This is a genomic window from Serratia silvae (assembly GCF_023282985.1).
Classification (GTDB): domain Bacteria; phylum Pseudomonadota; class Gammaproteobacteria; order Enterobacterales; family Enterobacteriaceae; genus Chania; species Chania silvae.
The window spans coordinates 1-26,238 of record NZ_JAGQDC010000019.1 but is presented as its reverse complement, the minus strand read 5'-3'; the positions used below and the strand labels follow the sequence as shown (position 1 = coordinate 26,238).

Annotated in this window: 25 protein-coding genes; 12 read left to right on the top strand and 13 right to left on the bottom strand. The window is 52.6% G+C overall.

From position 1 onward, the window contains the following. Positions 1-116: 116 nt before the first annotated feature. Together nhaB and dsbB are read left to right on the top strand one after the other, a co-directional pair. Complete coding sequence (gene nhaB, locus KAJ71_RS19495) at positions 117-1,691, top strand: sodium/proton antiporter NhaB (RefSeq protein WP_248947190.1); 1,575 nt, start codon at positions 117-119, stop codon at positions 1,689-1,691. Between the two features lie 122 nt (positions 1,692-1,813). After that, a complete protein-coding gene (dsbB, locus tag KAJ71_RS19490) occupies positions 1,814-2,344 on the top strand; it encodes a disulfide bond formation protein DsbB (RefSeq protein ID WP_248947189.1) in 531 nt (176 codons plus the stop codon). Between the two features lie 833 nt (positions 2,345-3,177). Here the strand turns inward: dsbB and ycgN are convergent. The 4 genes from ycgN to KAJ71_RS19470 form a co-directional block, all read right to left on the bottom strand. Beyond that, the gene (gene ycgN, locus KAJ71_RS19485; RefSeq protein WP_021181179.1) at positions 3,178-3,624 is read right to left on the bottom strand and encodes a cysteine cluster protein YcgN; all 447 of its coding nucleotides are present in this window, start codon (positions 3,622-3,624) and stop codon (positions 3,178-3,180) included. Positions 3,625-3,836: 212 nt separating this feature from the next. Beyond that, complete coding sequence (locus KAJ71_RS19480) at positions 3,837-4,493, bottom strand: fumarylacetoacetate hydrolase family protein (protein ID WP_024486626.1); 657 nt, start codon at positions 4,491-4,493, stop codon at positions 3,837-3,839. A 90-nt stretch (positions 4,494-4,583) separates the two neighbouring features. Then, positions 4,584-5,603 carry a lytic murein transglycosylase gene (locus KAJ71_RS19475; RefSeq protein WP_248947254.1) on the bottom strand — a complete coding sequence of 340 codons (1,020 nt, stop codon included), beginning with the start codon at positions 5,601-5,603 and terminating at the stop codon, positions 4,584-4,586. A gap of 96 nt (positions 5,604-5,699) precedes the next feature. Next, entirely contained in the window at positions 5,700-5,972 is a 273-nt protein-coding gene (locus KAJ71_RS19470) for a YcgL domain-containing protein (RefSeq protein ID WP_021181176.1), read from the bottom strand. Between the two features lie 135 nt (positions 5,973-6,107). On the opposite strand from KAJ71_RS19470, the gene minC reads away from it, so the two are divergent. From minC to minE, 3 genes are read left to right on the top strand one after another with little or no spacing between them, the layout of a single operon-like run. Then, positions 6,108-6,800 (top strand): septum site-determining protein MinC, encoded by a 693-nt coding sequence (gene minC, locus KAJ71_RS19465; protein WP_248947188.1) that lies wholly within the window; start codon positions 6,108-6,110, stop codon positions 6,798-6,800. Positions 6,801-6,825: 25 nt separating this feature from the next. Beyond that, on the top strand, positions 6,826-7,638 hold the full coding sequence (gene minD / locus KAJ71_RS19460; protein WP_248947187.1) for a septum site-determining protein MinD: 813 nt from the start codon (positions 6,826-6,828) through the stop codon (positions 7,636-7,638). A 3-nt stretch (positions 7,639-7,641) separates the two neighbouring features. Continuing rightward, complete coding sequence (gene minE, locus KAJ71_RS19455; protein ID WP_021181173.1) at positions 7,642-7,911, top strand: cell division topological specificity factor MinE; 270 nt, start codon at positions 7,642-7,644, stop codon at positions 7,909-7,911. Between the two features lie 232 nt (positions 7,912-8,143). Here minE and rnd read toward each other — a convergent pair whose 3' ends face one another. The 5 genes from rnd to yoaA form a co-directional block, all read right to left on the bottom strand. After that, on the bottom strand, positions 8,144-9,265 hold the full coding sequence (gene rnd / locus KAJ71_RS19450) for a ribonuclease D (RefSeq protein WP_248947186.1): 1,122 nt from the start codon (positions 9,263-9,265) through the stop codon (positions 8,144-8,146). 88 nt (positions 9,266-9,353) lie between these two features. Further along, the gene (gene fadD, locus KAJ71_RS19445; RefSeq protein ID WP_248947185.1) at positions 9,354-11,042 is read right to left on the bottom strand and encodes a long-chain-fatty-acid--CoA ligase FadD; all 1,689 of its coding nucleotides are present in this window, start codon (positions 11,040-11,042) and stop codon (positions 9,354-9,356) included. Between the two features lie 230 nt (positions 11,043-11,272). Then, positions 11,273-11,863 carry a Slp family lipoprotein gene (locus KAJ71_RS19440; RefSeq protein WP_248947253.1) on the bottom strand — a complete coding sequence of 197 codons (591 nt, stop codon included), beginning with the start codon at positions 11,861-11,863 and terminating at the stop codon, positions 11,273-11,275. 105 nt (positions 11,864-11,968) lie between these two features. Then, positions 11,969-12,670, bottom strand: coding sequence for a tRNA (adenosine(37)-N6)-threonylcarbamoyltransferase complex dimerization subunit type 1 TsaB (gene tsaB / locus KAJ71_RS19435; RefSeq protein ID WP_248947184.1), 702 nt, complete (start codon positions 12,668-12,670; stop codon positions 11,969-11,971). 72 nt (positions 12,671-12,742) lie between these two features. Continuing rightward, on the bottom strand, positions 12,743-14,644 hold the full coding sequence (gene yoaA, locus KAJ71_RS19430) for a DNA repair helicase YoaA (protein WP_248947183.1): 1,902 nt from the start codon (positions 14,642-14,644) through the stop codon (positions 12,743-12,745). A gap of 133 nt (positions 14,645-14,777) precedes the next feature. Between yoaA and KAJ71_RS19425 the strand changes: the two genes are divergently transcribed. Then, complete coding sequence (locus KAJ71_RS19425; RefSeq protein ID WP_248947182.1) at positions 14,778-15,122, top strand: RidA family protein; 345 nt, start codon at positions 14,778-14,780, stop codon at positions 15,120-15,122. A 67-nt stretch (positions 15,123-15,189) separates the two neighbouring features. On the opposite strand, the gene mdtI is transcribed toward KAJ71_RS19425, so the two are convergent. The 4 genes from mdtI to zwf form a co-directional block, all read right to left on the bottom strand. Beyond that, positions 15,190-15,519, bottom strand: coding sequence for a multidrug/spermidine efflux SMR transporter subunit MdtI (mdtI, locus tag KAJ71_RS19420; RefSeq protein WP_021181166.1), 330 nt, complete (start codon positions 15,517-15,519; stop codon positions 15,190-15,192). Further along, entirely contained in the window at positions 15,506-15,874 is a 369-nt protein-coding gene (gene mdtJ / locus KAJ71_RS19415; protein ID WP_248947181.1) for a multidrug/spermidine efflux SMR transporter subunit MdtJ, read from the bottom strand. The genes mdtI and mdtJ overlap by 14 nt, the downstream gene beginning before the upstream one ends. A gap of 787 nt (positions 15,875-16,661) precedes the next feature. Beyond that, positions 16,662-17,303, bottom strand: a complete 642-nt coding sequence (locus KAJ71_RS19410; protein WP_248947180.1) for a bifunctional 4-hydroxy-2-oxoglutarate aldolase/2-dehydro-3-deoxy-phosphogluconate aldolase — start codon at positions 17,301-17,303, stop codon at positions 16,662-16,664. Positions 17,304-17,453: 150 nt separating this feature from the next. Next, a complete protein-coding gene (gene zwf, locus KAJ71_RS19405; RefSeq protein WP_248947179.1) occupies positions 17,454-18,929 on the bottom strand; it encodes a glucose-6-phosphate dehydrogenase in 1,476 nt (491 codons plus the stop codon). Between the two features lie 393 nt (positions 18,930-19,322). On the opposite strand from zwf, the gene KAJ71_RS19400 reads away from it, so the two are divergent. The 6 genes from KAJ71_RS19400 to KAJ71_RS19375 form a co-directional block, all read left to right on the top strand. After that, a complete protein-coding gene (locus tag KAJ71_RS19400) occupies positions 19,323-20,189 on the top strand; it encodes a MurR/RpiR family transcriptional regulator (RefSeq protein ID WP_248947252.1) in 867 nt (288 codons plus the stop codon). Positions 20,190-20,379: 190 nt separating this feature from the next. Then, a complete protein-coding gene (pyk, locus tag KAJ71_RS19395; protein ID WP_024486464.1) occupies positions 20,380-21,822 on the top strand; it encodes a pyruvate kinase in 1,443 nt (480 codons plus the stop codon). A gap of 281 nt (positions 21,823-22,103) precedes the next feature. After that, a complete protein-coding gene (locus KAJ71_RS19390; RefSeq protein ID WP_248947178.1) occupies positions 22,104-22,955 on the top strand; it encodes a hypothetical protein in 852 nt (283 codons plus the stop codon). A gap of 413 nt (positions 22,956-23,368) precedes the next feature. Beyond that, entirely contained in the window at positions 23,369-24,781 is a 1,413-nt protein-coding gene (locus KAJ71_RS19385; RefSeq protein WP_248947177.1) for a YadA-like family protein, read from the top strand. A gap of 127 nt (positions 24,782-24,908) precedes the next feature. Next, entirely contained in the window at positions 24,909-25,802 is an 894-nt protein-coding gene (locus KAJ71_RS19380; protein WP_248947176.1) for a leucine-rich repeat domain-containing protein, read from the top strand. 292 nt (positions 25,803-26,094) lie between these two features. Next, the coding region (locus tag KAJ71_RS19375; RefSeq protein ID WP_248947251.1) for a Hok/Gef family protein at positions 26,095-26,238 on the top strand (144 nt) is incomplete at its 3' end.

Genomic DNA, 26,238 nt, shown 5'->3' with positions numbered 1-26,238 from the left:
AAAAAAAACCACTTCGCCGAAATTTCAAACTATTAGAGCTTCGTCATTTGCATCAGGCCCACTGCCGTTGTTAGGGTATGACGAGCCAACTCACTTTAAGGTTTCGCAAAACAAGCATGGATATGACAATACGCTCGGCATTGGTAAAGAACTTTCTCGGGGCATCCCCCGACTGGTACAAACTGGCCATCATCAGCTTTCTGGTGATCAATCCCTTGGTGTTTTTCCTGGTCAGCCCTTTCGTGGCCGGCTGGTTACTGGTTATCGAGTTTATCTTTACGCTGGCGATGGCGCTGAAATGCTACCCGTTGCAGCCCGGCGGGCTACTCGCCATTGAAGCAGTATTGATCGGCATGACCAGCCCCGCACACGTCAGTGCTGAAATTGCCAGTAACCTTGAGGTGTTATTGCTGCTGGTGTTTATGGTGGCAGGCATCTACTTTATGAAGCAGTTGCTGCTGTTTGTGTTTACCAAACTGCTGCTGAACATCCGCTCAAAGATGCTGTTGTCGCTGTCCTTCTGCGTTGCTGCGGCACTGCTCTCGGCATTCCTGGATGCCCTGACCGTGGTGGCGGTGGTGATCAGCGTCGGCACCGGTTTTTACTCGATCTATCATAACGTCGCCTCTAATCAAGCGAGCGATATCAATGATGACAGCCACCTGGATAATAGCGACCATAAGCAGACGCTGGAACAGTTCCGCGGCTTTCTGCGCAGCCTGCTGATGCATGCAGGTGTCGGTACGGCTCTTGGCGGAGTAATGACCATGGTGGGAGAGCCGCAGAATCTGATCATCGCCAAAAGCGCCGGGTGGGGCTTTGGCGAATTTTTCCTGCGCATGACTCCCGTCACGCTGCCGGTGTTCGTTTGCGGTTTGTTGGTTTGCCTGCTGGTTGAACGTTTTGCGGTATTTGGCTACGGCACCAAATTGCCGGAACAGGTGCGTAGCGTACTAAAAGAGTTCGATCGCCAGGCCACCGCCAAGCGTAGCCGCCAGGAAAAGATGAAACTGGTGATACAGGCGTTAATCGGCCTCTGGCTGGTGATCGCGCTGGCCTTCCACCTGGCGGAAGTTGGCCTGATTGGCCTCTCAGTGATCATTTTGGCGACCTCGCTATGCGGCATTACCGATGAGCACGCGATCGGCAAAGCTTTCCAGGAGGCACTACCCTTTACTGCATTGTTGACGGTATTCTTCACCGTCGTGGCGGTGATCATTGAACAGCAGCTGTTTTCTCCGGTGATCCACTATGTGTTACAGGCACCGCCAAGCTCACAACTTTCCCTGTTTTATCTGTTCAACGGTCTGCTCTCTTCCGTTTCAGATAACGTTTTTGTCGGTACGGTTTACATTAACGAAGCGCGGGCGGCACTGGCGGACGGAGCAATTTCACTGCAACAGTTCGAACTGTTGGCGGTAGCGATTAACACCGGTACCAATCTGCCTTCGGTGGCTACACCCAACGGGCAGGCTGCTTTCCTGTTCCTGCTGACCTCTGCCCTGGCACCGTTGGTACGCCTGTCTTATGGCCGTATGGTCTGGATGGCATTGCCTTACACGGTGGTGCTGACCTTGGTTGGCCTGCTGTGTGTGCAGCATACTCTGGCACCGGTAACGGACCTGTTTACCCAATGGCAGTGGTTAATGCCGCTACCACTTGACGCAACGGCCCCAATCGCTGCACATTAGCCGCCATAACCGTCCCTGCAAACGACGATATTTTTCACTGAATCGTCGTTAGATAGCTGGCAGCGGGGATGAATTGGTTTACACTGCCGGTTCAATTGCTTACTGCATGGAAGAATATAGATATGTTGCAATTCTTTAACCGCTGCTCGCAGGGGCGCGGTGCTTGGCTGTTGATGGCTCTGACTGTGTTGTTATTGGAGTTGACGGCCCTCTATTTTCAGCACGTGATGCTGCTACAGCCTTGCGTAATGTGTATCTACGAACGCGTCGCGCTGTTCGGGATCTTGGGAGCGTCGCTGCTTGGTGCATTGGCACCGACGTCACCGCTACGCTATGTGGCGATCCTGCTGTGGATTTACAGCGCCTGGGAAGGCCTGCAGTTAGCCTGGAAACACACGATGATCCAGCTGCATCCATCGCCGTTTAATACCTGTGATTTCTTTGTCAGCTTCCCTTCCTGGCTGCCGCTAGACAAATGGATGCCTGCGGTGTTCCACGCTTCAGGTGACTGCTCGGTACGTCAATGGGAGTTCCTGTCGTTGGAAATGCCACAGTGGTTGGTGGGGATTTTTGCTGCCTATTTGCTGATCGGAATTGTGGTTCTGCTCAGCCAATTTGTTCGCCAACGTAAACGCGATCTGTTTGGCCGCTAACGGTATACATTGCAAAAACGGCGCCTGAGGGCGCCGTTTTTATTGCATCGGGTTCAGTTGAACGACGTCAAGTATGGGTAAAGTAATACACGAGCACGATCAGTACTCCGGCCACGGCAAACAGGCGCACCATCTTCATCATCACATTCTCATCACAGGCGGAGGTGCCGACAAGCTACCTAAGATTTTGTTTAAAAAGAAGCGACCACCAGGCGATTACGGCGTAATTTACATAACATTAAGTTTTGTTGCGTCCCCTAGCCGATATATCGCCTCATCTTTGGCATCCTCCCTCTCCCAAGCATAGATATGTTGGCTATACTTAATCACAGTTCGGTCGTTATTCATTCACAGTATTAATACTTCAGGGAGGAACATTAATAAAATGATGACGTATATAAGCCACTCCCCTTATCCGCCCTGATTTATTTACCCCCTCGTTTAACTTTTGTTTAACCTGACCGCCCGGCTAGCACGCTATTTCGGCTCTTGCTCTCAACCAATGAACAGTCGCAGCCAATAAGATAGACAGAGTATTTTGAGCAAGGGATCACTATGTCGGAAAGAAACATCAAGGTCGTCAGGTATGCCAAAACCTCGGTCTTGGTGGTGCGCTAAGCCTGCTATCGGCGGCTGCCTTTAATACCGCGACACCTTAAGCTTGAGGCAGGTGGGAGTCATTGCAGGTTAGCCGACCGTTGAGCGCATGGATGTGCGAGCCCCCATGGACGGGTTTACGGCGTGTCGGCGTTCTGCATGACTTCCGCCTGTAGTACTTTGACGTACAGCTACTTAGGCACTGCTTTTATTATTTACAGTGGAAAACCAGCCACTCATCTAGCCCAACTAGGTTTGTTTAAAATGTGATCCTGCCAATCTACGACTTCGCTTTCGCGCACCGCGATATGGCGTACGGTAATGCGCTCACCATGCATCGCCGCTTTTGAGCCGCTGACCAACGGGTGCCAGTCGAATAGTGGTTTACCCTCACCGATCAGGCGATAGGCGCAAGTTGGCGGCAGCCAGTCGAACGTGGTGAGGTTTTCGCGCGTCAGCTTGATGCAGTCTTCTTCCAACTCAAAGCGGCGCTCGTAGTTGCGGCACTGGCAAGATTTGATATTGAGCTGATCGCAGGCCACGTTGGTGAAGTAAATCTCATCGGTATCTTCATCGATCAGCTTGTTCAGACAGCATTGCCCACATCCGTCGCACAGCGATTCCCACTCTGCCTCAGACATTTCGTCCAGCGTCTTCTGTTGCCAAAAAGGGAGTTGTGACATATCGACTTCCGAAAATAGGTAAATGAACAAACCACCTGCAAGCAGGTTCAAGGGGGCACACTATATAGACACTCAGCGCAAAAGGAAACGTTTCCCCGGCTGCCCGTGCCTGCCGCAACGACATCCAACGTGGATAATAACAGTGTAAGTTACCAAAGAGGTTTCTGCCTGCAACACCCGGAAGGCCCGGCAGGCAGAAAGACAGAGCGGGATTAAATCACTCGGGTACTGAGGGTCTTACCGTTAAGCGAGATTTTCAGCATATCGCCGGAAACCATTGGCCCGACCCCTTGAGGAGTACCGGTCAGAATGATGTCGCCCGCACGCAGCGTAAAGAAACGGCTCATATAGGCAATCAGCGGCAAAATGGGGTTGATCATATCGCGGGTATTGCCTTGCTGGCGCAGTTCGTCATTGATCGACAAAGACAGCTCGGCATTTTGCGGATCGCCAAATTCAGCCACCGGAATAAAGCCGGAGATCGGGCAAGAGCCATCAAATGCCTTGGCTTTTTCCCAAGGTTGCCCCGCCTTCTTGAACCCGGCCTGCAGATCGCGCAAGGTCAAATCCAGTGCCACACCATAACCCGCAATGGCACGGGCCACGCGATCTTCATTGGCCTGCTTTAACGGGGTACCAATCAGCACCGCCAACTCGACTTCATGATGAATCGACCCCAGCCCCTTGGGGATCGCTACCGGTTGACGAATATCACACAATGCTGTTTCAGGTTTGATAAACAACACCGGCTCAGGCGGGGTGACACTCCCCATCTCCTTGATGTGATCGCTGTAGTTACTGCCTACGCAAACCACTTTGCTTACCGGGAAATCAAGCAACGCTCCTTGCCAGTCTCTATGTTGATACATACCGCCTCTCCCAACCACAGTGTAGGGGCCAGATAACCTCAGCCCATGATACGTACGGGGTGCCATTCCAGGCACCGGGTAGTTACCGACCTATTGACCGATACCGTCGGCCATCATTCCCACGCTGATCGCGAAATAATACGAACGATTCCAGTGCATGAGAGTACGGAAGTTATCATAAACCAAGAATGTGCGTCCTTGCATATCATCTGGAGCGATCACCCAACTACGCAAGCCAGAGGCCGGTAAGGGTGAACCATCCGCTAACACCACTCCTTTGGCCGCCCATCGTTCCTCGCGATGCCCCTGGGCGTCTTTCAGCCCCAGTTGGTCAACATTGAATTGCGCGGGCAGTTTGACCTCACGGCCCCAGCCAACCCCAGATTGCCAGCCCTCGGTAGCCAAATAGTTGGCCGTAGAGGCAAACACATCGTCGAGATTATTCCAGATATCGATTTTACCGTCGCCATCCCCATCTGCGGCATAGGTCAAAAACGAGGTTGGCATAAACTGGCTCTGCCCCATCGCCCCCGCCCAAGACCCTTTCAGGTTGCCCGCATCAACATGACCCTGCTCAATAATCTGTAAGGCCGCCATCAACTGTTTGGTAAAGAACGCTTCGCGCCGGCCTTCGAACGCCAGCGTCGCCAACGCAGAAACAACATCTTCCTTACCCTGTATCTTGCCAAAGGCGCTTTCCATACCCCATAGCGCGACAATGTATTGTTCCGGAACGCCATAACGCGCCGTCACTCGCGCCAGCCTTGGTTGATATTGCTGGCGCATCTCGCGGCCCCGCTGGATCTTCCACGCAGGCAACACGCGGCCAAGATAGTCATCCAGCGTGATTTTCTTTTCCAACTGGTTGCGATCGGCATTAATCACCCGATCGACAAAATGAGCGTTAGCAAAAGCGTTCTCAACGGTAGCCGCTGGGATACCTTGCTTGATGGCCCGCCGCTTCAGTTGTTCCACATAAGCCGGAAATTCCACCGGATCGCGCCCGGTTTCCGCCAGCGTACTCCCGGCAGGCTGTACCGTTGGCGCTGGAGCCGCCCCCACCGGTTTAACGCTGCCAGCCAAAAGCAGCAGCGTTAGCATCATCGACATTTTCTTCATGATTTTCCCTACCTGTGACAACCTGCCGCCAGTTGCAAACGACGCTACACCGCTGGCGTTAACACAGGGTTGAAAATCGACACCCGGTTATTTTTTGGCGTCAGACAAATGAAGGTTTAATAGGTTTTCCACCGGCGGTGGGAACTGCAGATAAAACCCTTCCTGTTTTAGGGCTTCTTTCACCTTTTCGATATCCGCTGAGGCCAATTTCTTACGTCCGTCTAGCGACAGCATCATGGCATACTGCGGAGTACCAAAACTTTTCATCAGATCTTCCGGCACCCGAGAAAAATCGTCTTTTTTTTCGACATAAAGATAAGTCTGATCGCGCTTGGCACTTCTATAGATGACACAAAACATTATTAAAACTCTATTTAATTGAGGCAGCGTCTTGCCTGGATATAACTCTGACTATAACATGCTTATAGTACTTCGGAATATCGCACCCCGAGTGGTATTCCGGGGATTTAAGTTGCTGAGACTGAGTCAGGATAGATGTCACAATCGCCAATTGAGCTAAAAGGCAGCAGTTTTACCCTATCGGTGGTTCATTTACATAATTGCGACCCCGAGGTAATACGCCAGGCACTGCAAGAAAAGGTGGAACAAGCGCCAGCTTTTCTCAAAAATGCCCCTGTTGTTATTAATGTTGCTACGCTGAACGGCGACGCAGACTGGAAAGAAATTCAACGGGCTGTCACTGCGGCTGGGCTGCGCGTGGTCGGCATCAGCGGTTGCAAAGATGAGCGGCAGAAGCGGTTGATCGCCCGCGCCGGTTTGCCGCTGCTCAATGAAGGCAAAGGCCAGAAGGCGACCCCGCAGGCTCCGGTGATCGCGCCAGCACCTGATAATGCCCCAGCCAAAACGCGCATCATCAGTACCCCTGTCCGTTCAGGTCAACAGATTTACGCCCGTAACAGCGATTTGATCGTCACCAGCAGCGTCAGTGCCGGTGCCGAACTGATTGCCGACGGCAATATTCATATTTACGGTAGCATGCGTGGCCGCGCACTGGCTGGCGCCTCTGGCGATACCCAGTGTCAGATTTTTTGCACGCACCTGGGTGCTGAGCTAGTCTCTATCGCAGGGCAGTACTGGTTGAGCGATCAGATCCCGTCCGAGTATCTCGGGCAGGCAGCAAGGCTCAGCCTGTTGGATAATGCTTTAACCATACAACCTTTAAATTAAGCCCTTTTGACAAGGAATCCATTTCATGGCACGCATTATTGTTGTTACATCGGGTAAAGGGGGCGTTGGCAAGACCACATCAAGTGCGGCCATTGCGACCGGCTTGGCCCAGAAAGGCAAGAAAACCGTGGTGATCGACTTTGATATCGGTCTGCGTAATCTTGACCTCATCATGGGGTGTGAGCGCCGGGTAGTTTACGATTTCGTGAACGTTATCCAAGGTGACGCCACGCTGAACCAGGCGTTAATCAAAGACAAGCGCACCGACAACCTCTACATTCTGCCCGCTTCGCAAACCCGTGACAAAGACGCGCTGACCCGTGAAGGCGTGGAAAAAATCCTCGGCGATCTTGACGAGATGGCCTTCGAATTTGTGGTTTGTGACTCCCCCGCAGGGATCGAATCCGGTGCCTTGATGGCGCTGTATTTTGCCGATGAAGCCATCATCACCACCAACCCAGAAGTGTCTTCAGTACGTGACTCCGACCGTATCCTGGGCATTCTGGCTTCCAAATCGCGCCGTGCCGAGAGAGGGGAATCCCCGATCAAGGAACATCTGCTGCTAACCCGTTACAACCCGGGCCGCGTCAGCCGTGGCGACATGTTGAGCATGGAAGACGTACTGGAAATCCTGCGTATCCCGCTACTTGGCGTGATCCCGGAAGATCAGTCGGTATTACGTGCCTCTAACCAGGGTGAACCTGTTATTCTTGATAATGAGTCCGATGCCGGTAAGGCCTATGACGATACCGTTCACCGCCTGTTAGGGGAAGAACGCCCGTTCCGCTTCATCGAAGAAGAGAAAAAGGGCTTCCTGAAACGCCTTTTTGGGGGATAAACCATGGCTCTGTTAGACTTCTTTCTGTCCCGCAAAAAATCAACAGCCAGTGTAGCCAAGGAACGGCTGCAGATTATCGTCGCAGAACGTCGTCGTGGGGACAGCGAACCCCACTATCTGCCTGATTTAAAGCGCGATATTCTAGCGGTAATTTGTAAATACATTCAGATCGACCCCGAAATGCTGCACGTGCAATTCGAGCAGAAAGGGGACGATATTTCGGTACTTGAACTTAACGTGACGCTACCGGAATCGGAAGAAACACCTAAATGATTGCGATGCAATGAGTGCCCCCTGTATATTTATATACAGGGGGAAGCTGTATATTCGTCCAGTTATAAACGCGCGCGCAAAAATAAAAACTCCGCGCTATTGAGACTACTCTCAGTTCTTTTTGACACCACTTTCTTTATGGTGAATGCTGGCGGTTAAGATTTTCTTCGCCTTATTTTTAGCGATAAAACGGAACAGTTTGATTTAAACTGCCCCGCCCGATCTTTAACGATTAATAATCCTGTAGGATCGCCTGCAACGGCGCGGCCAATAGCTCACCACGCCAGCCACTGATTAACTCGGGCAACGACTCGCTTTCTTTCAATTTCCAGTGCCAATTCAGCAACTGGTTAATCTGCCGCCGCGAAGCCAGCAGTTCGGCACTAAGGCCACTCTGCTCACTCACCAGCGTAATGGTGGCCTTAATATCCTTGAACACTTTCTTGTAACCAGGATGATCGACCAGGTTGCTCAATGGCGCTGGCAAGGCTGATTCGTCCAAGGCATTCGCTTGCGCCACCAGCGCCACAAGGGTTTTGCCATGATAGCGGATCTCCGGACCACTAAGCCCTAGCGCCTCCAGTTCACCAAGCGATCCCGGCATATAGCGCGCCACGGCCCACAGGTTCTCTTCACGCACCACAAAGTTCACCGCCAGATCGCGTTCGCGCGCCTGACGTAAACGCCATTCGGCCAGTATTTGCAGGCAACCCAACTGGCGCGGACGTAGTTGCCAGGCATTAGTGATTTCGCGATAGGCCAATTCCGGCGCCAGCGCCTCACTGCGCCGTTGGCAGAGCAAGCGGCACTCGTTATCGGCTGCAGCGGTCCAACCCGCTTCCTCAGTCTCCTGCACCAGTTGCTTGGCCATCGGCAACAGATAGAACACATCAGCCGCGGCATAAACGCATTGGCGCTCGGTCAATGGCCGCGCCAGCCAGTCGGTACGCGATTCACTCTTATCGAGATCGACCTGCATATACTCCGTCACCAGCTTGGCAAAGCCACAGGACAGCGTATGGCCGCTGAAGGCCGCCAGGATTTGGGTGTCGACCATCGGTGTCGGCAGTGTCTTGAAGGCGTTCAGAAACACCTCCAGATCTTCGCTACCAGCGTGCAGGAATTTCACGACGGCGGTATCGGCCAGCAGGTCGATAAAAGGTTGCCACTGCTTGATGGGGAGCGGATCGATCAGGGAAAGTTGTTCACCATCATATAACTGGATCAGGCCTAACTGCGGATAATAGGTGCGCGTGCGGACGAACTCGGTATCCAGCGCCACCTGGGCGTAGCTTCTTGCCTGCTCGCAGACCTGCTGCAATCCGGCGTCGGTAGTGATCAACTGATAATTCAAAACATCATTCTCTTGGTCATTTTTAGGATTCAAACACAACAACGCCGGCTATTCACCGGCGCTGTTGAAAAGGGGAGCAACGATTGGCCTAGGCGGCATCGTCAGCCTTGGGCTTTTTCTGTTCGTCACGCAGTTCCCGTCGTAAGATCTTGCCGACGTTCGACTTCGGCAACTCGTCACGGAACTCAACAATTTTTGGCACTTTATACCCTGTCAGGTGCCGACGGCAATGGGTTAGCAACTCTTCTTTGGTGAGTGTCTGATCTTTCTTCACCACACAAATCTTCACCGCTTCACCCGAAGCATCGCTGGGTACCCCGATGGCCGCACATTCCAGCACTTTCGGATGCTGGCTGACAACCTCTTCGATCTCGTTTGGATAGACGTTAAAACCAGAAACCAGGATCATATCTTTCTTACGGTCAACGATGCGGATAAAGCCCTCCTCATCCACGGTAACGACATCCCCGGTCGCCAGCCAGCCATCGCGCAACACTTCGTCCGTTGCCTCAGGGCGTTGCCAATAGCCTAACATAACTTGCGGCCCTTTAACCCAAAGTTCACCGGGTTGACCGACCGGCACATCTTTGCCGTCATCATCCACCAGCCGGATATCGGTAGAGGGCACCGGCAGGCCGATGCTGCCGCTGTAGTGTTTCAAATCATGCGGGTTGCCAGAGACCAGCGGAGAGCACTCCGTCAGCCCGTAGCCTTCCAGCAAATGATGGCCGGTCAGCTTTTCCCACTTTTCCGCCACCGATCTCTGTACCGACATCCCACCGCCAACCGAAAGCCGCAGCGTGGAGAAGTCGAGCTTCTGGAAATCTTCATTGTTCAATAGCGCATTAAACAGGGTATTTACCCCGGTCATGGCACTGAACGGGTATTTTGCCAGCTCCTTCACCAAGCCCGGAATATCACGTGGGTTGGTGATCAGCAGGCTACGGCCGCCCAACTCGATAAATAGTAGGCAGTTCACCGTCAACGCAAAGATGTGATACAGCGGCAAGGCAGTGACCACCAGCTCTTGCCCATCACGCAGCAACGGAGCATAGGCCGCCTTGGCTTGTACCAGGTTGGCCTGCATGTTGCGGTGGGTCAGCATCGCCCCTTTTGCCACACCGGTGGTGCCACCGGTATATTGCAGGAACGCCAGATCGGTATTGATAATATCTGGCTTCACGTATTGCAGGCGGCGTCCACGCTGCAACGCGCTGCGAAACGAGATAGCGTCCGGCAGGTCGTACTTGGGCACCAGCCGCTTGATGTACTTCACCACAAAGTTGACCAACGTGCCTTTGGCTGCGGAGAGCTGGTCGCCCATGCGGGTCAGGATAACGTGTTTAACCTGGGTTTTGAACACCACCTTTTCCAAGGTGTGGGCAAAATTGGAAACGATGACAATCGCGCTGGCACCGCTGTCGTTCAGTTGATGTTCCAACTCACGAGGGGTATACAGCGGGTTGACGTTAACCACCACCATCCCCGCCCGCAAAATACCGAACAGGGCGATCGGGTATTGCAACAGGTTAGGCATCATCAGCGCCACACGGTCGCCTTTTTTCAGCCCCAACTCGTTTTGCAGGTAGGCGGCAAACGCTCGGCTGCGCTCTTCCAGCTTGCGGAAGGTCATCACCTCACCCATGTTGATAAAGGCGGGTTGATCCGCGTAACGGGCAACCGCATTCTCAAACATTTCGATCAGGGATGAGTATTGATCGGCATCGATTTCTGCCGGAACATCCGCCGGGTAACGTTTTAACCAGACCTTTTCCAAGCTATTACTCCTGAAATCATTACTAATTATCATCGTAGCCCCCAAAATTGCAGCCAAACTTTAACAATATTTTAACTCAGCGTACCAGTTTGGGTTTTAAACAATATTCAGGTTGCGATGTGCGTCACTAATTGCCGACGCAACCGCACAACAAAAAAAGTTAAGGCGGCCATTAAGCCGCCCTAAAGTATAAAAACTATCCTACTTGCCGAAGCCTCAGATCTGCGTCCTTACTCCGTAACGAAAGTTTGCACCTGCGCCGGACCTGGATTATACCAGCCATAACCCCCGCCCCAACCTGGGCCCCATGGGCCATTATGCCAGCCCCACGGCCCCATCGGCTGTGGCGGCATCACAATCTGCTGAGCGATGCGCCAACGCTTGAAGCCGGTCGCATCCATGGTGACAAAGCGGTAAGGCGTCATGCCAATCTTACCATCCCGTAGGCCAGTGATCGGCCCAACCACGGTGACCAGTTGCCCTCTGAAGTCGACCGGGTCGAGGAAACCGTTAACCGAAGCCAGCAAACGGCCTTGCGAAGGTTCCCCCAATATCGGGCGAGCGCCAGAATCCAGCGGCACCGCCGCAATCTCCAGAATGGTACGCCCACGTTCATTAGCAACCGCGACCACGGTACCGCCAAAGCGCGCCTCCGCACCGGTAAACTGTTTCGGCGCGTTTTGCACCATCGACAGTTGAGCGACCGGCGTGGGGCTGGTGCCTTGGATGGCATCCGGAATGGTCACACAGCCAGAGAGCGCCAACACGCTGCTTGCGATTGCCAGCGTTAACAGCTTTTTACTCACAGTACAGGTTAACATCATCGCAATCTCCTGAATTAGCTGTAACTTCGACAACGTTCATCAGTGCAAGTTGCAGGCGGAGCTGTTTTCTATCGGCGGCAACTTTAGATTAACTATAGGAAACTATTCGCGTCCCGGTAGCTTCTTCCAGGTGACTTCGTTACGCAAATAGGTCGGCTCAGCATTTTCCACGCTGACAGCCAGACCTTGTTGCCAGGCCTGTAGTGCCAGAGGCAGCATATCTTCAGCCTGCGGCAACAGCATTTGCCCGTCGGTAACGTTCAGTGAGGAACCAGCAACCAAATCTGGATAGGTTTGCCAACCCGTACCCACATGGGCCCAGTCGCCTTGCAAATGCTGCGCACGCTCCAGAGCCTGCTGTGGAGACAGCACCGCTTCACCTGCGCTTTCCAGCCACTGGCCATCAAGCTGGCGTTCAAACTGGCCCCAATAGACCTCGCCCATCCGGGCATCGATTGCCGCCAATACCCGTTGTGCGCCGGTCATGCGCCAGGCACCTTGCGCCATGGTTTGCAGCGTGGAGATCCCGATCATCGGCAGTTCGGCGCCGAGCGCCAGCCCTTGGGCAATACCAATGCCGATACGCACGCCGGTAAAGCTCCCTGGGCCACGGCCAAAGGCCAAGGCATCGAGTTGTGAAAGGGATAATCCGGATTCGGCCAACACCTGCTGCACCAGCGGCAAAATGCGTTGAGTGTGCTCGCGCGGGCACAGTTCAAACAGGGCGTGGACTTCGCCTTGATTCCAGATAGCGACAGAACATGCTTCCGTCGCCGTATCGATCGCTAAAATTCGCGTGGACATGCCAAACCTCAGGCAGGAAATATCAGTGGTTTCATACAGGGCGCGCATTGTAGCACACCCCGGAAGTCGCGCCTATTCGCCCTTGAGGAAGGCAATAGCCTGTGCCAGATCGCGGGTACGCGGCGTCGGCGGCAGGCTGTTGAGGAACACTTCACCATAAGGGCGCATCACCAGGCGGTTATCACAAATCACCAGCACGCCCCGATCATCGGTATCGCGGATCAGACGACCAACCCCCTGCTTGAGCGTAATCACAGCATCGGGCAGTTGCACATCCTTGAACGGGTCACCGCCGCGTAAACGGCAATCTTCAATGCGCGCCTTCAGCAACGGATCGTCCGGCGAGGTAAACGGCAGCTTATCGATAATCACGCAAGAGAGCGCATCACCGCGCACGTCAACCCCTTCCCAGAAGCTGCTGGTTGCCACCAGTAACGCATTGCCCGCTTCGACAAACTGCGCCAGCAGTTGGCCCTTGCTGGTTTCCCCTTGCAACAGCACCGGCAGCGTCAAGGTGGCGCGGAACTCTTCGGCCAGCTCACGCATCATCTGATGCGAGGTGCACAGGAAGAAACAGCGGCCCTGGTTAGCCTCAATCATTGGCCGCAGCATTCGGGCCAGTTGTCGTGCCCCACCGGGTTGATTCGGCGAAGGCAGGAAACGTGGCACGCAGAGCAGCGCCTGATTGGCATAGTCAAACGGGCTGGGTAGCAGTAGAGTTTTGGCCTTATTCAGCCCCAATCGATCGGTAAAATGACCCATTTGCTCATTCACCGACAGCGTTGCCGAGGTGAAAATCCAACTGCCCGGTTTTTCATCCAGCATCTCGCGGAAGCGGTCTGATACCGTCAATGGCGTGAGCGCCAATACAAAACTGCGTGAGTTGCATTCATACCAATAGCTGAAACCGGGTTCGTTGACCTCTTTGAGCCGTTTAAGGCGAGCGCGGAACTGCGTCGCTCGTTCAAAGGCAGCATCCAGCAACGCCGAACGGCCCAGGGAAAGCTTGACCACGTCGTAACACAGTTCCAAAGCATCATCGAGCAACAGCAAGGCGCGCTGGACGTTAGGCTGAGTTAGCACCTCACGAAGGTTACCGCGAAAACCCGGTTCCCCCAGCGCTAAACGGAAATCCTGCGTGCTCTGGCTGAGGCGATCGGCGCTCTTTTGCAACTGTGCGCTGTCGCGCACTTCGGTGCGGTAGGCAATGGTGATGTCTTTGGCCAGATCCATCAGTTGGCGGCTGGTGAGCTGCTTGCCGAAATATTGGCTGGCGATATCAGGGATCTGATGCGCTTCGTCGAAGATCATCACGTCCGCTTCCGGGATCAGTTCGGCAAAGCCGCCCTCCTTGACCACCATATCCGCTAGAAACAGATGATGGTTAACCACCACCACGTCGGCGTCCATCGCCCGGCGTCGTGCCTTGACCACGAAACACTCTTTATACAGCGGGCAGTCGCTGCCCAGGCAGTTATCGTTGGTGCTGGTCACTAGCGGCCAGACAAAACTGTCTTCCGCCACATCGCTACAGGAGCTGATATCCCCTTCTTCCGTCAGGGTAGACCAGCTACGCAACCGCACCAGATCGATCAGCGTCTGGCCAGCCAGTTCGCCACCGGCCATAGACTGCTGCTCCAGACGTTCCAGACACAGGTAGTTGGAACGCCCCTTCAGCAGCGCCAATTTGCCTTTATATTTTAATGCCTTGGCCACGGTGGGCAGATCGCGGGCGTAAAGCTGATCCTGCAAGGCCTTGGAGCCGGTGGAAATAATCACCTTGCGCTTTGAACGCAGCGCCGGTGCCAGATAGGCGTAGGTTTTACCGGTGCCGGTTCCAGCCTCGACGACCAGCTCCTGTTTGAAATTGATGGCTTCCGTTACCGCCTCTGCCATCAATCTTTGCGGTTCACGGGGTTTGAACCCTTTAATTGCCTGCGCTAGTGCGCCTTCTGGTGCGAAATCGTCTGCCACGCTATCTCTCTGCCGGTATCATTCAGCGGTGATTATGCCAAGCCTGCCACGCCGCTACCACCGACTTTATCCGCGCACACATCCGCTCGCGGCTGTGATACGCTTATGACGTTGATGATAAGGAGATAATTGCATGAATATCGAACGAATTGATCCGGCACAGCGCTGGTCTGAAGCGGTGATCCACAATGACACCGTTTATTACACCAGTGTCCCGGAAAATCTGGACGATGACGCTACGGCGCAAACCGCCAATACCCTGGCTGCTATCGATGTACTGTTGGCCCGCGTGGGTTCGGACAAGAGCCGGATTTTAGACGCCACCATTTTCCTGGCCAATGGCGACGATTTTGCCGCCATGAATGCCGCCTGGGATGCCTGGGTTGTTGCTGGCAGTGCGCCGGTGCGTTGTACCGTAGAGGCTCGCCTGATGAATCCGAAATTCAAAGTTGAAATCAAGATCATCGCGGCGCTATAAAACAAAAAACCGCAGGCCATACTCTTAATTCAAGAGTACATACCTGCGGCTTTTATTTGGCTGGCCGTTACGCCAGTTTGATAATGACCATCCCCGTCAGCAACAGGGCCAGCCCCATCCAGCCTTTGGCATTGAGCCGTTGACCGAACAAAATCCAACCGGCAGCGATGGTGGCCGCAATACCGAAACCGCCCCACAGCGCATAAGCCACCGAAAGATCGATCCCCTTCACCGCCTGCGCCAGCGCGCTGAACGCCCCTAATACCGATACCAGAGACAACAGCCCCAGCCAAACTCGGCTAAAACCGTTAGACATCTTCAGAAAGATGTTGGCCACAATCTCCAGTACGATGGCCAAGGCCAGAAACCCAATGTGGTACAACTCAAGCTGTTGCATGGTTGTTACCTCGCGGGCTGACCTGTTTTCGTGGCTTGCGGGTGCCGGATTTCACCAGCAGGATCCCGGCAATCAACGCCGCCAGACCCAGCACTTTCAGCGCAGAGATTGGCTCATCAAACAGCATCACGCTGAACAGGGTAATAAACAGGATGCCGATCCCTTCCCATAAGGCGTAAGCAACACCCAAGGCCACGCGTTTTACCGCTAATGACAACATGATATAAGACAAGGTGATCATCACGTACATCACGATGTGTCCGGTCATACCACCGCTGACGCTAGCGTATTTCATGGACAAGGTGCCAATAATTTCGGCGGTGATGGCAAAGCCTAAAAAGATCCAGTAAATCATAATTTTTCTCCCAAACGGCGAATCACGCACGCTAAGGCGTATTTATCCCAATCTATCTCATCAAACAGGCGCACAGCGGCGCTTGAGATATAGAAATCTCTGGGGATAAACCTACCCAAACGTATTAAAGAAGTTTGCCCGGCAACGCCAAACGACGAGAAGTGAACCCTGTCATCAGCACCGGTTAAAGGAGAAAGACGCTATAGCTCGCTGCACCAGTGATGCTCACTGGCAAGGATGGCAGAAAGGAAAAGTTGGCAACAAGATGTTCTGAGAGGCATTCCATTAAGTTTCATCATAATTATTCTCTATCTTCAGCCGCACACCGTGCGATTTGCCCAATATCCTCATGAATGTAAAATTTTCAACTGCATTAGTTTTACCACAGCAAAAATCAGAAAGCAAACCACCGTTTTCACATTTAGCGAAAAAAAATGGGTTATAAATAAGAACGTTAATGTTTTTAAAAATTAAAAAAGGCACGGATTTTCACCTGAGCCTTGCGAGAATTTCGGCAACCTGTAAGTGCGGCAGATTCAAGCGCCGCGCGCCTTAGTGCAGGATCTGTTTGATGCCTTCCAGCAGCGACACGACCTCTTCGGCATGGGTCTCTCCGCTTTGTGGATCGATGATGGAACTGTGATCTTACCCAAGCCCGCAGATCCCGTCTTCTTAGGAAATCCATCCGGTAAGTAGATAGCAACCACCGCAAAATGGGATTTGTGGCATTTGCAGGCAAAAAAATGCCAATCACAGAGGATTGGCATCAGCAGGAGCGAACGCGGGTTTAGGCGGTAGCACCCTTGACGGCTTCACGCGCCAATTCGGTGATACGAGCATAGTCGCCGCTTTCCAGCGCATCCGCAGGCACTAACCATGAACCGCCGATGCACAGCACGCTTTTCAGTGCCAGATAGTCACGGTAGTTGTTCGGCGTGATGCCACCGGTTGGGCAGAAGCGTACCTGTGAGAACGGCCCGGCAATGGCTTGCAACGCCTTGACGCCGCCGTTGGCTTCCGCAGGGAAGAATTTAAACTCGCGCAGGCCATAATCCATCCCCAACATCAACTCGGAAACGGTGCTGATACCTGGGATCAACGGAATGCTGCTTGCGGTGGCGGCTTTCAGCAGATCGGCGGTCAAGCCAGGGCTGATGGCAAACTGAGCGCCAGCCTCGGTCACTTCCTGCAGTTGTTGTGGATTGATCACCGTGCCAGCACCAATGATGGCATCAGGAACTTCTTTGGCGATCGCACGAATCGCGTCCATCGCACAGGCGGTACGCAGCGTCACTTCCAGCACGCGCACGCCACCCGCAACCAGTGCTTTCGCCAACGGCACGGCGTGTTCCAGTTTGTTAATCACAATAACCGGAACTACGGGGCCTGCCGTCAGGATCTGTTCTGCACTGGTTTTCCAGTTTTTCATCGTCATTCTCTCCATTACTTTCGGTTGGTGTATGGCACGCCCCTGCCACAGGGCTCCGCAATGCTGCAGATTCCGATCGTACCGCTAAATATGATCCCCCTCACCCTAACCCTCTCCCTTTGGGAGGGTTAGGTAACAGGTTAATACTGCTTATTCAAATTCGTTCCACGAACGGCCATCGCGAGTGATCATCGCGACCGAAGCCACCGGCCCCCAAGTCCCAGACTGATATGGCTTAGGCGCTTCGTTGTCCGCTTTCCAGGCATCCATGATTGAGTCAACCCACTTCCAGGCTTCCTCCACTTCGTCACGGCGCACGAACAGCGCCTGGATGCCACGCATGGTTTCCAGCAGCAGGCGCTCATAGGCGTCGGCCACGTGTTCCTGATTGAAGGTTTCCGAGAAGCTCAGATCCAGTTTGGTGGTTTGCAGACGATGTTTGTGATCCAACCCCGGCACCTTGTTCAGTACCTGGATTTCGATCCCTTCATCCGGCTGCAGGCGAATGGTCAGTTTGTTCTGTGGCAGTTGTTGATAGGAGTCACTGAACAGGTTCAGCGGTGGGTTTTTAAAGTACACCACCACTTCTGAACATTTGGTCGGTAAACGCTTACCGGTACGCAGATAGAACGGCACGCCGGCCCATTGCCAGTTGTCGATATCGACGCGGATGGACACAAAAGTCTCGGTGTTGCTGCTTTTGTTTGCCCCTTCCTCTTCCAGGTAACCCGGCACTTTTTTACCCTGCACGAAGCCTGCGGTGTACTGACCACGCACGGTGGTTTCCCGGACATTGGTCTGATCGATACGGCGCAGCGAGCGCAGCACTTTCACTTTCTCATCACGGATACGGTCAGTGGTCAGATCTGCCGGTGGTGACATGGCGATCATGGTCAGGATCTGCAACAGGTGGTTCTGGATCATGTCACGCATCTGCCCGGCCTGATCGAAGTAACCCCAGCGCCCTTCAATACCCACCTCTTCCGCCACGGTGATCTGCACGTGATCGATGGTGCGGTTATCCCAGTTGGAAGCAAACAGGGAGTTGGCGAAGCGCAATGCCAGCAGGTTCAGTACCGTCTCTTTGCCCAGATAGTGGTCGATGCGGTAAACCTGGGATTCGTTAAAGTACTCGGCAACCTGATCGTTGATCACCCGTGAGGATGCCAAGTCAGTGCCAAGTGGTTTTTCCATCACCACGCGCGCTGGTTCTTTATTCAGCTTGGCCTCGCCCAGACCTTTGCAGATGGCGCCAAAGGTGCTTGGCGGCATGGCGAAATAGTTGATGGTGGTACGATGTTTCTGGTCCAGCATCTTGCCCAGTTCGGCGAAATGCTTGCTGTCGTTGACGTCCAGATTGCAGAAGTCCAGGCGTGCGCTCAGCGTGGCCCAAAGCTCATCGTCCAGCTTTTCTTTCATAAAGGTGCCCAGGGCTTCCTTGACTACCTTGGTATAAGCTTCTTTATCCCACTCGGCACGGCCTACCCCGATGATACGGGTATCCGGGTGGATGTGACCGGCTTTCTCTAACTGGTACAGGGAAGGCAGCAGTTTACGACGCGCCAGATCGCCTTTTGCGCCGAAAATAACCAGGTCACAGGCCTGGGCTGTAGAGGTTACCGCCATGTTCATCTCCTCGATGCAGGATATTTGTAATTTTCTTACATTACTAATGTACTCTCTTTCGCTACGGCCAGTAAACCCAGATCAAAAGCAGAAAAAAAAGCCCCAAAAACTACGGCGTTATCCCTGACGTAGCGCTAACGCAGCGGGTAACAGGGAAAACTGTAATTTTCTATCTTTTTTGACGCTCTTTTACCATTATGAAAGTTAGACACAGGTCATGTTCTGGTGAAAAAAGCCAGGTTATCCCTTGTCGACACTGCCAACGCTTACCAGCACGTAGTATATTTTCATTAAACCGGATTGATTTCTCCTTTGATTGAAATCGACATACCCGATGGATCACCAGCGATAGCCGGTGCCCGGCAGGTATAAACCATGAGTGACTCTCGTTATATGAATACGCTGGAAAAAATCCAGAGCCATCTGGAGCTCCTGAGCAAGTCGGAAAGGAAAGTCGCCGAGGTGATCCTGGCCTCCCCACAAACCGCTATTCACTCCAGCATCGCCCGGTTGGCCAAATTGGCCGATGTCAGTGAGCCGACCGTTAACCGCTTTTGCCGCCGCCTTGAAACCAAAGGGTTCCCCGATTTCAAACTGCATCTGGCACAAAGTCTGGCCAACGGCACGCCCTATGTAAACCGTAATGTTGAAGAAAACGACACCGTTGCCGCATATACCAGCAAAATCTTTGAATCGGTGATGGCCAACCTGGATACAGTAAAGGCAAATCTCGACATTACCGCAATCAATCGTGCGGTCGATCTGCTTACCCAGGCGAAAAAAATCTCGTTCTTTGGCCTGGGGGCCTCTGCCGCCGTGGCGCATGACGCTATGAATAAATTTTTCCGCTTTAATATTCCGGTGGTCTATTTTGACGATATCGTCATGCAGCGCATGAGCTGCATGAACTCCACCGAGGGCGATGTTGTGGTACTGATCTCCCATACCGGGCGCACCAAGAATCTGGTAGAGATGGCACATCTGGCACGGGAAAATGATGCAACGGTCATCGCCATCACCTCGAAAGATACGCCGCTGGCCCAGGTTGCGACCCTCTCCCTACTGCTGGACGTGCCGGAAGATACTGACGTTTATATGCCGATGGTGTCCCGAATTGCGCAGTTAACCCTCATTGACGTGCTAGCCACTGGATTTACCTTGCGCCGAGGGGCTAAATTCAGAGATAACTTGAAGCGGGTCAAGGAAGCGTTGAAAGAATCGCGCTTTGATAAAGGGATCGTCCCTAACAATTTCGACTGAAAACGGATTTAAAAACCGCCGGTCAGATCACAAGTTGACCCACGGGATTATAGTTGTACCCTGATAGTTCGTTCACACAGATAAACCGGATGAAAATTGGGTAGGCGAAAAGCGTCGGCCCCCTCATCCGGTTTCGTTATCTGACGTTCAGCAACACCAATACTTGCGTCACAAGTCAACGGAGTAATACATGACCAGACGGCTCAGAAGAACCAAAATCGTTACCACACTGGGTCCGGCTACCGACCGCGACAATAATCTGGAAAAGATTATTGCTGCTGGTGCGAACGTAGTTCGGCTTAACTTTTCCCACGGCAATGCAGAAGACCATCAGGCACGGGCAGATAAAGTGCGTGAGATTGCGGCCAAACTGGGGCGTCATGTCGCTATCCTGGGCGATCTTCAAGGGCCAAAAATCCGCGTTTCCACCTTTAAGGAAGGCAAGATTTTCCTTAACATCGGCGATAAATTCCTGCTGGATGCCAACCTGACCAAGGGTGAAGGCGATAAAGAAAAAGTCGGTATCGACTATAAAGGCCTGCCTGCGGACGTGGTTCCTGGTGATGTACTACTGTTGGACGATGGCCGCGTACAACTGAAAGTGCTGGAAGTTCAGGGCATGAAAGTGTTCACCGAAGTCACCGTGGGTGGCCCGCTGTCGAACAATAAAGGCATCAACAAACTGGGCGGTGGCCTCTCTGCCGAAGCCCTGACCGAGAAAGACAAAGCCGATATTCTGATCGCCGCCAAAATTGGCGTCGACTATCTGGCCGTCTCCTTCCCACGCACCGGCGAAGACCTGAACTATGCTCGCCGCTTGGCGCGTGATGCAGGCTGCAACGCCAAAATCGTGTCAAAAGTAGAACGTGCCGAAGCCGTATGCAGTGACGAAGCGATGGATGACATCATCCTGGCTTCCGATGTAGTCATGGTTGCCCGTGGCGATCTGGGCGTCGAAATCGGCGATCCGGAACTGGTGGGTATCCAGAAGAAACTGATCCGTCGCGCCCGTACGCTGAACCGTGCGGTGATCACCGCCACGCAGATGATGGAATCGATGATCACCAACCCGATGCCGACCCGTGCCGAAGTCATGGACGTGGCGAACGCCGTGTTGGATGGTACCGATGCGGTCATGCTGTCTGCCGAAACCGCTGCAGGCCAATACCCTGCCGAAACGGTAGCCGCCATGGCGCGTGTTTGCCTCGGCGCAGAGAAAATCCCAAGCATCAACGTGTCCAAGCACCGTCTGGACGTGCAGTTCGACAATATCGAAGAAGCCATCGCCATGTCGACCATGTATGCCGCTAACCACCTTAAAGGGGTTACCGCCATCATCGCCATGACCGAATCTGGCCGCACCGCGCTGATGATGTCGCGTATCAGCTCAGGTTTACCGATCTTCGCCATGTCACGCCATGAGCACACGCTGAACCTGACGGCGCTGTATCGCGGTGTCACTCCGGTCTACTTCGGTAGCCACAGTGATGGTGTAGTCGCCGCTAATGACGCGATAGCCCGCCTACGTGATAAAGGCTATCTGGTATCTGGCGATCTGGTGCTGGTCACCCAAGGTGACGTTATGGGCACCGTTGGAACCACCAATACCAACCGTATCCTGCGCGTAGACTGATTTAATCATTTCGACCCGCAGTAAAGCCAGCCGGCCACTCTACCGGCTGGCTTTTTTAATGCCTAATTTTCCGTTCTTCCACCCACTCAACAGACTAAAATAAAACTCAAAAAAGACTTTTAACCATGAGTAACAGCTGACTTAAACAAGTAGATTTAACCCTCATTTAATACTGCAATTGGGTTATCTGTCACAATTAGTAGCAACAGACAGCTTAAAGAGGTGGTAAACTTTATTAAGTATTGGATTAGACAAAGGTTAATCAAAGGAAAAATAGACAAATGATACATGCATTTTTTGAGTTTCCCTTGCTGCCAGCCAAGGTAACTGACGTCAGTAAACTGAAAGAAGTCATCAATAGCGATAACTCAACCAGTTTTGTAATGACCCCGGAGGTCGCCAAATTCGTCAAAGACGCAATGGTGATTACCAACACCATTAGCAGCTTTAAAAACACCCGTTTCCAGTTTGCCGATGGCACTTATATCGCCTTTGATAGCAAAGGCAAATCCACACAATACGGCCCAGATAACCCACCGGACTGGGCTCGTACCAAGAATGAATATTCTCGCACACAATGGCTCACCAATCATGGTCTGCTCGATGCACCCGCTAAGGCACTGATAGCCAAAATGCTGGAAATACCGCTAAAAGAGCGGCGCGTGATTGCCGACAATCTATTTAATCTTGACCTCGACAAGCTGATACCCTCAGTGGGTGCAAGATCAACCGCAGGAAACCGCAATGGTAAATCCACCAAACCCAAGATTTCGGACTTGGGTTCGGTGGAGTATTTCCTTAACTTCTTCGCCAGACTGCACGAATGCGTAACGACAGACACCTTCCCCACCCTGCAAAAACTGATGGATCTTGGCGAGCAGGTTTCGGTCAATCAGGCCCCGACCAGTGTCAAACAGGCCGTTAGAACCTACTATAAAGCGGTGTGTAGCGAACAGATCCCCAACAACAAGGTCATAGAAAAAGGTTACCCAGAGCTCTACTGCCTGCGGATCAAACCGGCGATTGACGCGGTTGAAGCTATTGGACTTGATGCCTACTATGCCGAATTATCAACGGCGATCGCACAGGCCGGCGACTGCACCATCGCAGACTTTGATTTTCATTACCAATAACTCATAAAATAGTTAGTTGCGCTGCGTGTCGATTTGTAACGGCCCATAGCAGCGCAACGACCGCTCCTACCAGTCACTTAATCACTAATTCCGTGACCTGTTACCATTCGCCGTCCCCCAAAATCTAATTTTCGCCCCCTATCAACTAACTACGTCATCACCTGCAATGATTTCAACCTTCAATTGAAAGTCGCACCTTGATACCTATCACTACATTAAGTAATAAATAAGTCATAGTTGATCAAAGTCAAAAATCAGTCTTTTAAAATACATAGAATAGCCAAATTAAAGACTATTAACAGACAATGGATTATGACTTTTATTATCTCGCAAAAGTCTAAAGAAGCAAGAAAGACTACGGATGGTCGCATCAGTCAACACTCAAACCTTAATGACTTAATATAGGTAGTAAAATGACCATCAAGAAAACACTGCTTGCTTCTTTAATCACTCTGGCCACACTGAGTGGTATGGCCCACGCCGATAGTCTGGACGGAGCGATCTCGGAGCTCAGAGCGATCACGGCAGGCATGAGCCAGGCTGAAATAAACCAAAAGATTGAGCGTTTCATTGAGCGGGCTCCTGAAGGAACCAGTATTGAAAACGCGTTATCAGACTTCCCATTGGCCCACTACGTTCCTGAGACGCCTCAAATCACACCACATCTTGATGGTACTCACGGTGATGCGACCACGTTGCGCCAACAGGCGGCTGAACAACATTACGCTAACCTAGCCAAAAAACACGATCTGCGCGTCAAGAAAGAAGAGTTCCAGGAACAGGCGGCTAACGAATTGGTTGCCTACCAGCACAATAATCCAGAAGGTAATCCGACTCACCAGACCGGTCCGGCTACCCATCTGGATGGCACTCATCAGGCCACGACAACCCCGCACCTTGATGCACCGGTGATTGATCGCACTGCTCATCTCGACAGCAACGTCACCGATGCCGAGCGTAATGCCGCTCGCTATGCTGCCTACCAGCACAACAATCCAGAAGGCACGCCAACGCATCAGACCGGTCCGGCTACCCATCTGGATGGCACTCATCAGGACGCAGCCACCCCACATCTCGATGCACCGGTGATTGATCGCACTGCTCATCTCGACAGCAACGTCACCGATGCCGAGCGTAATGCCGCTCGCTATGCTGCCTACCAGCACAACAATCCAGAAGGTAATCCGACTCACCAGACTGACCCTGCCACCCATCTAGATGGACAGCACAATGTCGCTCAAACGTTAACTTCGGCCGGTCCCCGCCAAAGCGAGCAGCGCGTATTGACCGCAGAGAAATATGCCGAAGCTAATACCGCTCCCCATAACGGTATTGACGGTAAGAACGGTGCCGATGGTAAAGACGGACAATCCATCACGGGTAAGAAAGGGGCTAACGGCAAAGATGCAGATATGACGCTGGTTAACGCCAATGTCGTTGCTCTGCGCGGTGTACGTAACGAACAGGCCGCACAGGGTACTTACATTCAACAAAACAGCGCCAACGTTGCCCTTAACCGCGCACGTATTGCCAGCAACAGTGCCGCGATCAATCAGAACTCGCGTGATATTGCGGCCAACCGCAAAGATATTGATGAGAATAGCAAAGATATCAAGCGTGTAGGTGCCATGGCTCAGGCGGTAAGCTCGCTGCATTACAACCGCAATGAATCAGGCTACGCCGTTGCCGCCGGGGAATATGATAGTGAAGCCTCCATCGCTGGCGGTATGCAGTTCCGTACGTCACAAGACAGTGCCGTCACCGTTCAGGTTAGCTGGGATGGCAATGCCACGGGTGCCGGAGTTGGTTTCCATTCAAACTTTTAAACCATAAGCTTCACCAAAACCTCGGGGGCATTTAGCTCTCGGGGTCAGCTCCGCCAGATTTGTATTCCCCTACCTTCCCCACTTGCGTACCCTCTGTCGATATCCCCAATGTTTTGGAGCATCATTCATGCTGCATCAACAGCAACAGCAACAGCAACAGCAACATACTCAGGATTCGCTGGACCTTGATAACCAACAACTGGACAGCCTGAGCGAAGCAAGCCTGAGCGGCGCCTCACTGCAAAAAATCAGCCTGTACAATAACCGTCTAGCCACCTTCCCCACAGGTATCCTTAACCATCGCAACCTGAAGGTGCTAAATATTTCATGCAACCAGATTACTCAACTCCCTGTTGAGATTGGTTTATTACACCAACTGCAAATGTTCGATTTTGGTCATAACCAGGCAGCATCAATTCCCGCCGAAATCGGGGAATTGTGTGAATTAAAGTATTTGTACTTGAGTGATAACGGCTTTAGTCAGCTACCCGATACGCTCCGCCAATTGCAGGCATTGCGCTATCTGAATCTGACCGATAATCAACTAGTGGAACTCCCATCGGCGTTATGCGCCCTAGCGGCATTACAAGAGTTGCGTCTCTACAATAACGCCATCACTGCATTACCGTCCGAAATCGGTTTGTTGGGCCAGTTGCGTGAATTGCACCTGATGAAAAATCGTCTCACTACCCTGCCCTGCGAGATCGCTCAACTGTCAGAGTTACAGGTGATGGATTTGGAAAACAACGCCATTGCGTACTTACCCGATCAATTCTGCCTATTGCCCAAGCTGAGCACCCTCAATCTGCGTTTCAACCAGTTATCCCGGCTGCCTGATGACTTTGGGGCATTGAGTTCACTGGTTTCATTAGACTTGCGTGCAAACCGATTAAGTGAATTACCGACAAGCATGGCGCAAATGAAAAACCTACGGCGACTGGACCTGCGTTGGAATGACTTCGATCATTATCCAGCGGTGCTTGAACCGCTAATCCAGCAGGGCTGTATGGTTCATTGCTAATTGCCTGGCTAAAATCTGCAACGGTGAAGAGTTGGTTTTTCAGGCCGTTGCAGAGCATTGCGTAACGCTGCGCAGAGTTGGTATTTGGGAATAAAACAGACACTAGACAGACGGGTGTGATGAATATACTACGCGTGGGTGCTCTGGATCTTTGTATCTGGAGCCCAAAGCCAAGGTGATGGATACAAAGAGAAAAGCCCCGAGTCGATAACATCAACCCGAGGCCAACTCTAACGCCACACAACGTTAGGTTAGCTTCTTACCTGCCGAGAGGCAAGGAGAAGGAAACGCAATGTTGAATAAAGGAAACATCGTCAAACTGGTCGTTATCTGTACCACCGTTATTTTGCTGGTATGGCTAACGCGCAGCAAACTTTGTGAGCTGCGTATTCGATCGGGCAACACGGAGGTTGCGGCCATTTTGGCCTACGAATCC